At 61.9% G+C, this 14,966-nt stretch carries 8 protein-coding genes and 1 pseudogene; 5 read left to right on the top strand and 4 right to left on the bottom strand.

Annotated features, from left to right (window positions below):
• The 5 genes and pseudogenes from BSZ35_RS11495 to BSZ35_RS11475 all read left to right on the top strand — a co-directional run.
• Nucleotides 1-767: pseudogene (locus BSZ35_RS11495) on the top strand (hypothetical protein); the annotation flags it as partial.
• Nucleotides 768-836: 69 nt separating this feature from the next.
• A complete protein-coding gene (locus BSZ35_RS11490) occupies nt 837-4,403 on the top strand; it encodes a hypothetical protein (RefSeq protein ID WP_105012570.1) in 3,567 nt (1,188 codons plus the stop codon).
• A 233-nt stretch (nt 4,404-4,636) separates the two neighbouring features.
• The gene (locus BSZ35_RS19575) at nt 4,637-5,464 is read left to right on the top strand and encodes a hypothetical protein (RefSeq protein ID WP_105012569.1); all 828 of its coding nucleotides are present in this window, start codon (nt 4,637-4,639) and stop codon (nt 5,462-5,464) included.
• Nucleotides 5,465-5,636: 172 nt separating this feature from the next.
• Complete coding sequence (locus BSZ35_RS11480; protein ID WP_181149312.1) at nt 5,637-6,020, top strand: hypothetical protein; 384 nt, start codon at nt 5,637-5,639, stop codon at nt 6,018-6,020.
• A gap of 212 nt (nt 6,021-6,232) precedes the next feature.
• Nucleotides 6,233-7,285 carry a hypothetical protein gene (locus tag BSZ35_RS11475; protein WP_146110065.1) on the top strand — a complete coding sequence of 351 codons (1,053 nt, stop codon included), beginning with the start codon at nt 6,233-6,235 and terminating at the stop codon, nt 7,283-7,285.
• 1,085 nt (nt 7,286-8,370) lie between these two features.
• Here BSZ35_RS11475 and BSZ35_RS11470 read toward each other — a convergent pair.
• The 4 genes from BSZ35_RS11470 to BSZ35_RS11455 all read right to left on the bottom strand — a co-directional run bounded on the left by BSZ35_RS11470 (nt 8,371) and on the right by BSZ35_RS11455 (nt 14,899).
• On the bottom strand, nt 8,371-9,447 hold the full coding sequence (locus BSZ35_RS11470; protein WP_105012566.1) for a 1-acyl-sn-glycerol-3-phosphate acyltransferase: 1,077 nt from the start codon (nt 9,445-9,447) through the stop codon (nt 8,371-8,373).
• Nucleotides 9,448-9,501: 54 nt separating this feature from the next.
• The gene (locus BSZ35_RS11465; protein WP_105012565.1) at nt 9,502-10,422 is read right to left on the bottom strand and encodes a bile acid:sodium symporter family protein; all 921 of its coding nucleotides are present in this window, start codon (nt 10,420-10,422) and stop codon (nt 9,502-9,504) included.
• A gap of 114 nt (nt 10,423-10,536) precedes the next feature.
• On the bottom strand, nt 10,537-13,647 hold the full coding sequence (locus tag BSZ35_RS11460; protein ID WP_105012564.1) for an efflux RND transporter permease subunit: 3,111 nt from the start codon (nt 13,645-13,647) through the stop codon (nt 10,537-10,539).
• Between the two features lie 61 nt (nt 13,648-13,708).
• A complete protein-coding gene (locus tag BSZ35_RS11455) occupies nt 13,709-14,899 on the bottom strand; it encodes an efflux RND transporter periplasmic adaptor subunit (protein WP_105012563.1) in 1,191 nt (396 codons plus the stop codon).
• Nucleotides 14,900-14,966: the final 67 nt, after the last annotated feature.

The raw sequence follows: 14,966 nt of genomic DNA, 5'->3' as shown, positions 1-14,966 counted from the left end.
GCTCAGGCGGGGGTGGTGGCGGTGGAGGCGGCAGTGCGGGCGTGCAGGGCGCAGTCGCAACCGCCGCAGCAGCCGAAGGCGGCTCGCCGGAGGCAACCGAGCTCGTGGAGCACTGGATCGACTTTGCGTTTGAGGACGCGGCGGGCAACCCCGTATCCGGCGTGCCCTACGCGCTGGAGGATCCGGAGGGTGAGTTGTCTGAGCATTGGCTGCAGGGGGACGGGCGGGTGCGGCGATCCTTGCTGCCGGAAGGAAACGGCATGGCCACGGTCAAGAGCGTAAAGGGTGCGGAGTGGTCCAAGACGGAGGCAAAAGTTGGGGAGGAGGTGACTGTGACCGCGACGGCGAAGGGGATCGAGGACGGCACCCCGGCGACGGTGCAGATCAAGGAGATGCCGGTGGAGGGCGGTAGCTCGGCGGCGGTTGTGGGCGAGATCGAGACGGAAGTCAGCGGGGATGAGATTGAAGCAAGTTGGACTTACACCTACGAGGAGGCGGGCGGATCGGGAGAAGGGGCGGCCCAGCAGCTCCCGGCGTACGTGGCGGAGGTCAAGGTGGAGGGGTATCCGTTGCCCACCGCGACGGGCGTTCTCACCTGTTCGGATACGCTTACGGTTCAGATGGTTGACCGTGAGACGGAAGAGGTGCTTGAGAACCATCCCTACCAAGTGTGTCTGGCGAACGGGGAGGTGCGAACGGGCACGACCGATGGGGATGGCTGGATCGAGGAAGAAGACGTGCCGCCCGGGTCCTGGAATCTTGTCTGAAGCCCACGACTTGCCGCTCCGGCAGTCTTACTCGCACTTCTTTCGAGTCATCGCTATACACCTCTCCTTATGAGTTCATCGGATTCGAGCAGCGGGAAGACCCGAACGCGCACCATCACGGATGTGCCCTCCACAAACGGCCATTCCAAGTACGAAGAAGAGATTCTAAAGGTGGCTCGGGCCGCGGCGATCGTTGAGGTCCATGCCCGGGACGCCTACGACGGACCGGATACACTCGTGCTGCGCTCCATGGACGGGCAGGCAGCCTCAGACTGCACCTACTGGAACGAACTGGCGGTCCGGGACCAGGAGCAGTCGGGCGACCTGATCGAGTGTGCCTTTACGCTTTCCGAGCACGAGGGCACAGCGCAAACCAAAGAGGAGCTAAAAGATCGGCAGTACGCCCTCACCTGGCGTCCGACCGGCGCGGGCGGGGACGAGATCGTACTCTTTGAACACCGCCCCTATCAGGAGGCCTGGAACGCGGAAGGGGACCGGTCGGTGGCGGCGACGATGACGACGGCCCGTTTCCGGGAGTGCTCCGCTCTTCAACTGCCGTCGGAGGGGGGCGATCTGGACATCGACCTGCCGGACATGTTGAAGGCAGAATATGAGCCCCTCGGCACGGACGAGTCGCATGCGTTCCCAATGCCGATGCCCGATTCCGGCGAGCCGGTCCAACGCCGGTCCGGGGAGGCCTCCGCAGACGAATCGAGCGGGGAGGGGGCATCGGTGCCTGGGGCGAAGCCGCCGGAGACGGATCCGCCCCCGGGCGATCGGTGGATGGCGGTCTATGGAATGTTTACGACCCAAGAACAAGCCGATCCCGCTCCGACCTTGCTGGGGGCGTACAAGGCGACACAGGCGGGCACCTACAAACGGGCGGATCTCAGTGGAGAGACTCCGTCGGCCTCCGGGCCGGCACAGTCCGACGTGCTCTTGCCGGCCGGGCACGTGGGCACCGAGGCACTCGCCCTCTTCACCCGGCTGGCACTGGGGACCCCCTCGTCCGAGCGCTTCAAGCAGGGAGAACAGCTTTTGAAGAGAGGTGGGATACACCGGGAGGACCTCCTCTACGCGACGACCCCCCTCTTTTTCGGGGAGCCGGTGCCGGGAGAAGTGCCGATGCCGACGAAAACGGGACCCCATCCGGTCGATCCCGAGGTTTCGCTCCGGCTTCAGGACCGGGCCGCCTACGTCGCAGCCTCCGAGGAGGGGCCGGGCCTGGATGTGCATCTCATCAACCCGCTGTGGACGGCCGAGCGGCGGGTCCAGGCCGCCGAGGCGGCGCACGATCACTACCAGGAGTGGATGGAGACAGTCGGGGCGGCGGAGGGCCACGCCGGCCTCGTGGGCGACCTGTGTTACAACCCGGCGCACGGGCGCGGATACCTCAGCGATCACCTCGCGTCGGCCGTCGAAACGGAGGTCGACCCCGGGGCCCGCGGGGGAGAGATCGGCGCGGAGATCGAAACGACGGTCAAAGATACCTACGACCTGGAGGGAGCCTGGGCGCCGTTCGGGCCGGACCAGGTTGCGCTCAACGGGGGGAGCGCCCCCGGCTTGCGGGGAAAGAACCATCAGCTCGGGCAATTCAACTACGGCCTGCGGTGCAAGCGCGCGTTTCTGGTGTGGAATCGCCGGCGGGCGTGTCGTCGGGCGTCGAGCCTCCTCGGGACCCCGTACGTGTACCAGGCCCTGCTGGACCTCTGCTCGGCGCCGGAGGCGACGGAACTGGGCACCCGGGCGGTCGAATGGAGCGTCCGGCTGACGCTGAGTGGCGGGCGCGTTCCGTTCTCGGACAATTCGCCGGCGGCGCTGGTCGAGGCGGCAGGGGAGGCGGAGCAGACGCTATCGGAACTGACCGGGACGGATCTCGCCACTGTTCTGCTAACGGCAGGCAAGCGAGCGGCGGCCTACAAGCTGGCCCTGGCGATGGGCCCGGCGGTCGTCGCCGACTGGACGTCCGGGAGCGGCCGCCTCCCGACGGGCCTGTCGGAGCTTGCCCACTTCTACATGCGCCTCACCCACGGCGCCGACGGCTACGCCGACGCGGCGGGCGCGGCCGGCGAGATGAAGCTGGTGCCCAGCGGCAGCAAACAGGCGGAGGTGACCGTCGCAAAAGTAAAGAGAGGGCCGGAGGGCGACCCGACGGTCCGCCACAAGATGACTGTCTCCGGCGAGGTCAAGAAGCGGATGAAAACCTCAATGGAGGAGTTGAAGACGAGCACGATTGGGAGCGCCGCCGCCGGTCTTCGGGTCCTGACCGGGGTGGCCTCGATCCTCAGCGTGGCCGATGCGGCCCGGAGCGACTCGTTCGGTGTGGGCGACGCCCTGAATCTGGGCACCCTGGGGCTCGACGTCGCCGCCCTGTACGACGAGAGCCCGAGCTACAGCGCGATGATGAAGGGAAAAGTGCCCACCTGGCTGGGCCCCACCCTGGAGTTGCTGGGGCCGGTCGCGGACGTCACCCTGGGCGCGTGGCAGTTCGGTCAGGCGGCGACCAACACCACGATCCATGGCCAGGCGGAGGCCGACGACCCGAACCCGTGGGGCCTGGCCGGGGCGGTCCTGGGCACGGCCGGGGGAATTGTGCTGACGGTCGGGACTGGCGGGACGGCTCTCGCCCTCGGGGCCGCCGGGATCGCCTTGGGCGGCGGCGCGTCCCTGTACGCGGACCTAAGCGACACGTGGGAGGTCGAGGCGGCCGACCCGCTCTCCGATTGGCTCTCGACCGAGGACCTCTGGGGTCGGGACAGGGCGGCCACGCGCGAGCCGCTCTTTGAGGCCGTGCGCCCGGACCCATCCGCCGAGGCGGACCTCTCCTCGAAGACGCTAGGGGGCAGGCCCCTTCCGACGGTGCTGACGGAGCAGGCAAAGGCCGCCGCCGAGCGGGCGTTCTACTTCCCGACCCGGGTCGGAGTGCGGAAACCGAAGGGAGACGGGCCGCCCGTGGGCCTGCAGCTGGAGATTGCCGTCGGCTACCTCCCGAGCTATGGCACGTTGATGGTTGATGCCACAGTTGTTGATCCGGGCACCGGAGAGGAGGAAGCTTTGCGCTGCGCGGTCCATTACGTAAAAACAGAAGTCGAATTCCGGTACTGCGTAGTGCCGAGCGGGAAAGGCCTTGCGCTTCCGGACCCGGAGACGGACCTGGCCGGCTGGATCCAAGAGCAGAAGTGGTCGTGGGCGTCGCAGGAGGCAATGCGGTTGCCCGGAGGGGAGACAGCGGAGGCCCCGACGTTGGGAGTGCACGTCGGGGACTGGCCCACCGGCTACAGCGACCGGGCACGCCGGCAGGCCGCGACGTACGCCCGCCGGATGCACGTCGAGAAGCAGCTATGGGTAGAGACGAACCTCTTTGAGCCGCTCGGGATCACGGGCAAAAACAAGGCGAAGGGCCGGATGCAAAACCGGCGGCGGGCCGAGCGGATCGGGGAAACGGTCGACCCGACGGCGCACTGGGCCGGCCCGGAGGGTCTGGCGCCCATTCTGCAGAGCGGGACGTTTTCGGTGACGGGGACGGTGTACTTCCGGCCGCTTCGGCCGTTTGATCCGGATCCGGCGAGACCTCAAGACACTGAGCTTACTGCGAAAGAGGCCATTGAATTTGAATATTCCAAGACGTCGCCTTAGCCATCTTCATGTTATCAGATTCATGGTATTATTCCAGGGCTGGATTCGGTCAAGAAGCGTGCAACAGCGTTCTGTCGGCAATTCTATATTTAGGATGCATACTGGCAGGGTGTCAATCTTCGCCGGACTCCGATTCTTCTTCAGAGAAGGTTGGATGGAAAGACCCAATCGCAAAAACCAGTCACGCAGGAAGTGATCTGCAAACGCCTGTTACGTACCGTGCAGAGCTTGATGTGGAGAAGCTGGAGGGAAGCATATGGGTGTTACTGAACGGGTACCCGACCTATTCGCTGAAGAAAGGACGCTTTAGCTACGATCACGTTGATCCATCTATCAATACGGCTCTGACTAGAAAGGGGAATCAGTACACGCTGCGCATAGAGCCTTGGACCGCACAGGTTGGGACGAGTCTGGAGGTTGGAGTTGTAGATGTGGAAGGTAGAGTGTCGGCAAACGAAAAGCAGGTTGTGCCTGGAAGTCAGATTGAAGCTTCGGTTGTTGACAGTGTCTATCAGGCCTGGAGTGATCGCGCCCGAGAGCAGTGGAGGACATACCAGTTAAGGCTGGAGGCCGGAGCGCTGGACTCAATCCGGGCATGGGCATCCCGCAATCCGCTGAAAGTGTCGACGACGTTCGACACCGAGGCGGGCCCGGACTTCAGCCGGGTGTTTGAGGAGGCGCCGGTGATCGAGGGGACACCTTCGGATACCTCGCGGCTCAAAGACTACGCGATGCAGTTGCGAGACCTGATGGCCCGGAAGGACACCTCGGCGTTGTTTAAGGAGTTTCGGCCGGCTATCGAGGCGCGATATCGGACTGGGGCGAGACGTACCCGGTCCGAGTTTATAGAAGCCAACCGTCAGGCGGTCGTTGTGGAGGGGGCAGTACTGGACTTTACGCGATCCGACCTACGACTTCAGCAGTGGGTTGACGGACGGCTGTGGCAGGTGTGGAGAGAGGGCGCAATAAACCGGGGGCTTTTTCAGGACGCTTCGGGAGGTGGTTTGGGAGCGATGTACGTCGCCGAGCTTGATGGAGAGTTTAAGGTCGTTCGTTATTAGGAGAGAGTGTCCGAGCAATCAGTACGACGAGCGGCTTAAGGATTATCGAGGGGCATTTAGAAGACCCCGTATGCGTCAGGAGTAATGTGTTGGCAAGGTTTAGAGGGCAAGGCGGTCCGGGGCCGCTTTCGAATTCCGGTACTGTGCGGGGGAGACGGCGGAGGTCCCGACGTTGGGGGTGCACGTCGGGCAGTGGCCGACCGGGTGGTTTAGGGAGGAGGAGAGGGAGCGGGCTCAGGATCGGCGGAAGCTGGCCAATCAGTTGCAGCCAGAGGAGTGGGCTCCCGCCTACCGAGAGGAGATGAGAAGCTCCTACGAGGGGCTGAAGGAGGGGCGCAGGCTGGGAAGAGCGGCCCAGCGGGAGGTGGCGCCGAAGACCCACTGGTCGGGCCCGGAGGGGCTGCAGTCCATTCTGCAGAGCGGAGGGTTTTCGGTGGAAGGGTTCGTCTCGTTTAATCCGCTTCGGCCGTTTCATCCCAATCCGGAAATTCCGGGGGGGAATCCTCAAACCAGTGATCAAATGCTATCGTGGGCAAAAATCAGCTTCGAACACTAAGTGCGATCAGGTTCAAAACTGGGGAGTCTTCTAATGCCAGAAGATTTGTGGAACGGAATTGTCGCGAGGTGCACCTCGCGACGGGCTTTCCATCCAATCTGGATAAGAGCACCCCACCAATCCACAAGTTCTCAGCTGAGGTCACTTAGAATCCGGCCTAGGTGAAGCACTCGTTTCTGTGAACGAATCTAGTTGATCCTCTGCCCGAGCGAATGATTGACGTTGGTTTTTCCCCCGGAAGTGAAGGGATTGCAGCAGGGGCTCTTGTACTCCTGGTTATCGCGTGGAGCGCATGTGAGCCTGAGAAAAGGAGCGGTCCCTCGGCAATGCAAGAGGAGGACGGCACAGATACGATCCATTCATGCAGTGGACCGACTCCCGACTACGAAGTAGAATTGCGGCTAAAGAGGCTGGAGGGTCACTTTCGGATTTTGAGCAATGGATTCCCAGTGGAGGAATTGCCGTTTATGGGGACGGCTGCCGATCAAAGCGTGACAGCGGACCTCAACACAGCCCTGGTCGGAAAAGGAAATGAGATCACAGTGGAGGTGATGCCGTTCCTGACCCGTTCAGGGAAGAGTCTACGCATTGGGACCGTTGATATGAGTGCGGAGGTGCAGTGTGAGGACAAGCCGATTGCGGACGTGGAGATCACCGAGGTGGAGGTCGACAGTGCCTACCGGGCCTGGAGCGAGCGAGCCCGGAAGCAGTGGAAGGGGTACCTTGAGTGGGAGAAGCAGTGGCTAAAGGAGAACCCAGATAGCAGTTCGGCGGTTACGGCGCGAGACGGGGGGGCTCTAGATTCGATGCGACAGTGGACCGCACGCAATCGGTTGTCAGTGAGCACGACGTTCGACACCGAGGCGGGCCCGGACTTCAGCCGGGTGTTTGAGGAGGCGCCGGTGATCGAGGGGACGCCTTCGGATACCTCGCGGCTCAAAGACTACGCGATGCGGCTTCGGGACTTGATGGCCCGGAAGGACACCTCGGGGCTGGTTGAAGAATTTCGTCCCTCTATTGAATATGCCTACCGTCGGGGCAAACGAGACGGAGAGTCACTGGAGGAGTTCGTGTCGATGTACCGGGAAAAGCTCGTTTTGGAGGGAGCAGAGAAGGAGCTGCAATTTTCCCGGGAAGAGGTCCGATTACGTAAATGGTCTGAGGGACGGGTATGGGGACTACGTCGGGAAGGAGCAGAGGGGCTTCTTCGTCGCATCAAGGTGTACGTAGCAGAGCTCGATGGGGAGTTGAAGGTGGTTCGGTAGGGCGAGGAGGCGAAGGAAGAGCGCAGAGGACTCCCGGCCTGCAGCTGGAGATTGCCGTCGGATACCTCCCGAGCTATGGCACGCTGATGGTTGACGCCACGGTGGATCAATCCAGGATGGACCGTCAGCGGTCGATCAAGTGCGCTGTTCACTACATGAAGACGGGTGGTGAATTCCGGTACTGCGCGGTGCCACAGGGGAAGAGAATGAGCTTTCCCGGAGCGGAGGCGGACATTGCCGAGTGGTTGGACCAGCAGAAGTGATCGTGGGCGCCACGGGAGGCAGTGCAATTGCCCGGTGGAGAGACAGCGGAGGCCCCGACGTTGGGGGGCACGTCGGGGACTGGCCGATCGGCTTTAGCGACCGGGTGCGCCGGCAGACCGGAGAAGAAAGAGATCTAAGTATGCGTTGTGCTATATGTCGATGATATGTGTACCTGCCTTCAATCGCCAGAAAGGGACACCACCGTCGCTCCAAGCTCGACTTGGAGCCTATCCAAAGTACGGTCAGGCTTTGACTATCGGATGGATGGGCTCCAGATCAAGTCTGGAGCGACGAGGTTGCTGTTTTTCTTGGCAGGATCTTACTTTCCGGGAGCGCACATATCTTACACTATAGCACAAGCCGTTCTAAGTACGACAGGACTTACGCAAAACCGGCACGTCATTCCGGACTGGCACACTAGTGTGCCTGATCCGGAATCTCTCCGGAAATCAGTTGAAAGTCCGCTTGAGATCCCGCATCGGGGTGCGGGATGACCTTCTGTTAAGAATTTTCGTAAGCCCTGTACGATTACGATGGTTTTAAAGAGACATGGAGGCCCGGTTTGTCATCATCGAAGGTATCCTCCCAACTTTGGTCGATAAAATCAATGTGAAGTAAGGTTTAGTCCCTAACAAGCACTTGGCAGAGTTTCCATGGTTGTGGGATAAGATGACCGAGAACCTTGGTACACAACCGTGCAGCGTCGTAGCCACCGCAATGGGGGAACGTGCATGATTGGATCGGTGCGCCGATCACTTCTGTGACGATGGAAAACCAAAGGACGTTGTAGAGTGCATGGGAGGCAAGAAGCGGATCGGGAGTCACGACCGAAGCGTTTCCCCTTTGTTGAGTTCGTGCGGCGGGTTCGCGTACCGGAGAAGGAGAATCCGGAGCGCCATCGTGAGCACAGCCAAGCCTGTAACCCCTGCTCCCGTCACTGGACCAGCAATGACCGTTCCCATTACAAAGAGGCCCAGCCACCAGAGGGGACACGCAAACATCCCAACGGCAAACTTGAGGGAAAGCACGAATACAGGATCGTCGATCCGCTGCATCAGAAATCGCTCAAGCCACAGGGGCCCAATATTCAAGGGACTGATCGCCCACGCCAGCGTCTCCATCCCCGAGCGGTACGGGCCTTTTTCCTCAAGTTCTTCGGGCGTCTGGAGGGCCTGCTTCATCTCAGGAAACGGTAGATCCTCGTTTTTCCGATTGATGCGGTCAACCCGCGTCTCGTAATCGTCTGTCTTCTCGGGGATCAGCATACAGTCTTTCATCGCATCGGCGAGATCCGTGCGCAGGGCGTTGATGCCTTTGGCCTCGTGTGCCCGATATTCCTCCACATAGTCGCGCGCCGGAAGCGGGTCGCCGACCACAACGGACACCTTGAAGCCCAGCTGCTCGTGGTGGTAATAGTTGATGCCTACGGGGACGACCTGAACGTCTCGCTCGATGGCCTCCTGCGTTTCCAGCGCGAAGCGGGAGCTGCCCTTGCTCAGGGGGCGCAGGTGATAGGTAAGAGCGTGCTCGGCCTCTGAGAACATCAGCAGGGACTCCCCAGCGCGAAGCTTCTCGCGCTGCTCGGCAAAGATCTGTTCATTGCGAGACAATTTCCCAAAGCCGTCCCGCCGTCGGTAGATGGGCACCATCTGCAAAGCGTCGAAGAGCCAATCAAACACCGACCCAAACACGCTCGCCCGGGTCAGATAGGTCATCTTCACCGGCGCAAACGCCCCCACCAGCAGTGCATCGAGAAAGGCATTCTGATGATTGGGCGACACAACACAGGGCTGCTTCCACGGCACGCGGTCCATTCCCCGAACCTCTACTCGACTAAAGGTCCACCAGCTCGTCCAGCGGACCAGGTGCCCAATGATGCGATACACGAGGGATTTCACGATGGACTGTTGCTCTGCGATACAAGAACGAGGACGAACGAGCAGGTGATGGGCTCACGTCCATTGTGGCGCAAAGAAGGGGGATTTTTGCGAGCGCCAATAGAACGAGAGCCCGAGTCCAGACAGAATGTGCCATACGCCCCACCAGCCGGCCACCACCGCCATCCCTCCGAGCCCGTCGAAGAAATTGAAGATGAGGATCAGCCCGAGCCCTGAGTTTTGGATGCCCGTTTCCAGCGCGAGGGTCTGCCGGTCCGGGACCGGCAGATGGGCCCAGTACGCCAGCTGGTACCCAGCGGCCAGGGCCAGTGCATTGTGGAGCAGCACCAGGTCGAAGACGACCCCGAGATACCCGATGAGATAGTCAAAGTTGGCCCGGAGCGCAAAAATCACGATAATGACGAAAATCGCGATGGAGAGCGCCTGCATTCCCTGGCAGAGGCGCTTCGCCAGATCTTCGGCAACGTGGCGGACGGACATGCCCAGCACGATCGGGAAGCCTAGAATGAGCGTCACCGTCTTGAAGACACGCCAGAACGACACGTCGACCGTCGTGAGAATCGACGCCGCCGGGGGGTAGAGCCCGCCCCAGAACGACAGGTTGATCGGAGTCAAAACGATGGCGAGCACCGTAGAGACGGCCGTGAGCGTAACGGAGAGGGCGGTGTTGCCCTGCGCGTTCATGGACATGAAGTTGGAGATGTTACCCCCCGGACAGGCGGCAACCAGGATCATGCCCAGGGCAATGCTCGGGGTAGGACGCAGGACCCACACCAGCCCAAACGTGAGGACCGGAAGGAGCAAAAACTGGGAGGCCACCCCCACCAGCGCGGGTTTAGGGTTACGGACGAGCCGCGCAAAGTCCTCCGTCGTCAAATTCAGCGCGACGCCGAACATGATGAACCCCAGGCTGACGTTGAGCAGCAGGAGGTTCTGGGCACTGAAGTTGAGCTGTACGGCGTCGATTTCGGGCATAAAGGGGACGCTTTGCTATAGCCTCTCTTCACAGCGACGCCCAACCTACGGATGAGGGCCCGGAGGCAGAATCAATTCTCCTTCAAAATATGACCGCCCCGACGTACGTCCCCGTCATCCGCTTCGCACTGCCGATACCAGATCCTCCAGAATCAGGTAGAGACAGGGCACGAGCACCAGGATGATGGAGGTGGCAAAGACGATCCCAAACCCGAGCGAGATAGCCATCGGGATGAGCTGCGTGGCCTGGTTCGACGTTTCGAAGATAATCGGCGTCAGGCCACCGAACGTCGTGAGAGTGGTGAGAATGATGGGCCGGAAGCGCCGCAATCCTGCTTCGTGGATGGCGTCGAAGACAGAATGGTCGTCCCGTTTCTTGTTGGCGTAGTCAATCATGATGAGCGAGTCGTTGAGAACCACGCCGGAGAGGGCAATCACGCCCATCAGGCTGACGAGCGACAGGTCATAGCCCAGCACGATGTGGCCAATGACGGCCCCCACAATGCCGAACGGAATGGCGCCCATCACGATGATCGGCTGCAGATAGCTACTGAAGGCAATGGCCAACAAGGCGTAAATGACGAACATCGCGAGGGCAAATCCTCCCCAGAGGGCCTGTGTCGATTCCCGCATCTCGGCCTGGCTCCCCTCGAAGCTCCACGTGAGCCCCGGAAAGCGGTCTTGCAGCTTCGGCAATTCCTCCTGTTGAATGGACTCCAGCACGCGCCCGACAGCGTTCGAGGGCTGGGCGTCCATGCTCACCGACACGACGCGTCGCCCGTCCCGCCGGTTAATGGTGGTGAAGGCCTCCCCTTCCTCTACTTCCACCACGTCCATCAGCGGCACCTCCGTACCGTTCGGCGCCTGGATGACGAAGTCCTGCAGGTGATACAGGTCCTTGCGCTGGGGATAGGGCAGTTTCACGCGTACCTCGATCTCGTTCGTGCCCCGCAGCTGTCGCATGGCGAGGGCGCCGTAGAATGCGTTGCGCACCTGCTGGCCCACCATCTCGGGCGTGAGGCCGAGTCGGCGTCCCTCCGGCAGCAACGTGAAGTCGAATTGCGTCTTGCCGCGGTTGTAGTTGTCATTCACGTCGCGAGTAGCTGCGTACGACTCCATTCGCTGTACGAACATCTCGCTCGCCTCCTCCAGCACGTCGATGTTCGAGTGGCTGAGGTCAACGCTGATGTCGGGCAGGTACCCGGCGGGGCCCCGCTCGGCCTCGAACGTCATTTGATCCACGCCTTTAATGTCGCCGATGTTGTCGCGCCAGATCTCGATGACCTCCTGCGCGGTCATGTCGCGCTCGGTGGGCGGCTTCATCACAATCTCCACGTCGATGAAGCTTTGGCCCCGCACGTTGGCCTTGATGCCCTCGGCTACGCGGTCGAGGTTGTTCTCCTCGAACATTTTGTGGGTCGCGTCGGCGATGTCTCGGGCCACTGCCCCGGCCTGGTCGGGCGTGGTGCCCACAGGCAACGACACTCCAGTCTCAATCTCGTCGGCAGCTACCTCCGGCATCAGAATCATCCCCATGTGGCCGCTGTAGCCGTACCCGGCCACCACCAGCAACAGGGTTACCGCCGTGCTGATCGTCACGTAGCGAAATTGGAGGCAGAGCTCCAGGAACGGACGGTAGTACGTGTCCACGAAGTGATTAAAGCGGCGCGCAAAGGCCTGCTGCCAGCGCTCAATCTTTGCGGTAATGACGAACCGATTTCCCTCCGACGTGTGGGCCAGGTGGGCCGGCAGGATGAAGAGGGCCTCCAGCAGCGAGACGGCGAGCACCACGATGACCACGGCGGGGAGGGGCCACCAGTACTTTCCGGTGGTGCCGGGGATGAAGAGCAGGGGCAGGAACGCGATGATGTTCGTTATGATCGCGAAGGTGACCGGCTTGCCCATGTCGCGCGCCCCCTGGATGGCGGCCTGCAGCTTCCCCATGCCCTGCTGCCGGTACTCGTAGACATTCTCCCCCACGACGATGGCATCATCCACCACGATGCCCAACACCACCAGGAAGCCGAACATCGAAATCATGTTGATGCTGATGCCCGCCATCGGCAGAAAGAGGAACGCCCCGATGAACGAGATCGCCATGCCCATCATCACCCAGAACGCGAGCCGGTACTCCAGAAAAAGCGCCAGGATGAGGAGGACGATGATGATGGCGATGATTCCATTCTCGACCAGCAGAGATAGGCGCTGCTGATAATCGGCCGCCGCGTTGCTATCGATGCGGTACTTCACCCCGGGCGGAAAGGCCGTCTCGGCTTCTTCCAACACGCTCTTGACGGCGGTCGCGATGTCGAGGGGCGACTGGTCGCCAATCCGGTAGATCTGAAGGTCGACGGTGTTCTGGCGGTTGAACTTTCCGTGGAAGCCCGTTTCCTCGAAGCCGTCGGTGATGGTGGCAAGGTCCGCAAGCCGTACGCTGCTCCCCGTCTCGGACGGAATCAACTCGATATTGCCGTACTCGTCGGCCCACTGCTTCCGCTCCTTCATACGAAGCAGAATCTCCCCCGCGTTGGTCTCCACCGCCCCCGCCGGAATGTCCTCGCTCGACTGCGCGATGAGATTGGCCACCTCGCCCAGCGTAAGGTCGTACTCCCGCAGCCGGTTCCGCGGGATCTCGACGTGCGTCATGTAGTCCGGTACGTTCCCGATCTCGACCTGCGTGATTTCGTCGTTGCTCAGCAGACGGTCGCGCACGTTCTCCGCCTGTTTGCGGAGCGTCCAGACGTCGGTATCGCCGTACAGCCCGATCGCCATCACCTCCCGCTGGTTCGACTGAAGCTGCACCTCCGGCTCCTCGATGTCGTCGGGAAACGTGCGGATCCGATTGACGGCCTGGTTGATGTCCTGAAAGGCCTTCATGCGATCGGTGCCGGCCACCAGCTCGATCGAGACCTCGCCGCGCCCCTCGTCGGCGGTGGAGGTCACTTCCTTGATGCCCTCTACGCCCCGGATGGCCTCCTCTACAGGCCGCAGGATGCCCTGCTCTACCTCTGCCGGGGCTGCGCCCGGATACACCACACTCACCTGCACCACGTCCAGCTGGTACTGCGGAAAAACCTCCTTCTGCATGGTGTACGCCGTGAAGAGACCGCCGGCAAGCAGGATCACCATCAGCAGATTAGCGGCGATGGAGTTCTGCGCCATGTAGGCGATAGGACCGCTCCACTCGCGGTCCGCGTCGGACGTGTCGCTGGGAGCACTACTCATGGGACTGGGAGGATCTCGCAAAGGAAAGCATGAGTCGAGCCGTCCCGCCGGGACGGCTTTACTACTGAGCGGGCTCGGGCACCGGCTGCTCCTCGGAGCCCTCCAGGCGGAGCGGGGCGCCGTCGCGCACCGTGCTCAGGTTGGTGGTCACGACCTGATCCTGGTCGTTGAGGCCGCTTTCGATATAGGCATACTGTGCGTCGCGGAAGACAATACGCACGTCTCGGATCTGAAGGGCGTTGTCCTCCATGACCCACACCGTTTCGTTTTCGCGCACGTAATCGCGGTTTAGACGCACCACATTCTCCAACGTCTCGGCCTGCATCTGCGTCTCCACGTACGACCCGATCATGAGACGCGGCCCGTCAGCATTCTCTGACTCGTAGGCGTGCGGGTCCGGCACCTCCACCAGGACCCGCGCCATACGCGTCTGATCTTCGAGCGCCCCCACGACCCGAAACATTTCGCCCGTGCGAACGGCCCCTTCCTCCCACGCCGTGCGGTTGCGGATGCGAACGGGCGATCCCGACTCCCCATCGCCCGGCACCGTGAGCCAGCGGAGCTTCGATACCGGCACGGTCGCCTCCACCCAATAGGTGTCCAGTCCCACGAGGCGCCCCAGCTCGTCGCCCGGCCCCACCTGCGAGCCCACGTTCACATTGCGGCTCACGATGTGGGCGTCGAACGGGGCGGTTATGGTCGTGCGCTGGAGGTTCAGTCGGGCCTGCTGCACGGCGGCCTCGGCCGACTCCACCTGCGAGCGCGCCGAGTTGAGCTGAGGCCGTCGGAGGACGAGATCCTTGTTCGCTCCACTCAGCGTGTCGCCCAGCTGCTGGTAGTCCTGCTGGGCCACGTCCTGGCGTCCCATCTCCAGGGTGAGGTCCGCCTCCGCCTGGCGCAGGTCGCTCCGCCGCTGCTGAAGGGTATTCCGATAGTCCGATGGGTCAATCTGAAGCAGGGTATCCCCTTCTTCCACGTAGCCGCCGGGCGTGAAGGAGGGCGATCGGCGAATAATCTTGCCTCCTACTTGCGGTCTCATCACGACGTCCTGGGCCGGGCGCACCGTGCCCATTGCTTCTACCGTTGGCCGCACCGTATCGCGCTCCACCGTCGTTACATCCACAAGCATAGCGGTCTCCCGTGTCGCTCCCGTACGCTGCGCGGCGGGCTCGGTAACAAAGATCAGTGTCGTAATGATGCCCCCCACCCCCAGAATCCCGAGGCAGAGGAGAAGGGTCCGTTTCCAGTTCATGCCGTGAAAGCGTTGGTCTATTTCTCGCTCAGAGTGTTGACGCCAGGAGCCAATGCCATGCCTGCGA

Origin of the sequence: Salinibacter sp. 10B, from assembly GCF_002954405.1 — a bacterium.
GTDB lineage: Bacteria > Bacteroidota > Rhodothermia > Rhodothermales > Salinibacteraceae > Salinibacter.
The sequence above is the reverse complement of the archived record's forward strand: the minus strand, read 5'-3'. Positions and strand labels throughout refer to the sequence as shown.

What these genes read in the sequence shown, in the direction of transcription:
- BSZ35_RS11490 (WP_105012570.1), top strand. Translation starts at nt 837, where the DNA reads ATGAGTTCATCGGATTCGAGCAGCGGGAAGACCCGAACGCGCACCATC.
- BSZ35_RS11475 (WP_146110065.1), top strand. Translation starts at nt 6,233, where the DNA reads ATGATTGACGTTGGTTTTTCCCCCGGAAGTGAAGGGATTGCAGCAGGG.
- BSZ35_RS11465 (WP_105012565.1), bottom strand. Translation starts at nt 10,422, where the DNA reads ATGCCCGAAATCGACGCCGTACAGCTCAACTTCAGTGCCCAGAACCTC.
- BSZ35_RS11460 (WP_105012564.1), bottom strand. Translation starts at nt 13,647, where the DNA reads ATGAGTAGTGCTCCCAGCGACACGTCCGACGCGGACCGCGAGTGGAGC.
- BSZ35_RS11455 (WP_105012563.1), bottom strand. Translation starts at nt 14,899, where the DNA reads ATGAACTGGAAACGGACCCTTCTCCTCTGCCTCGGGATTCTGGGGGTG.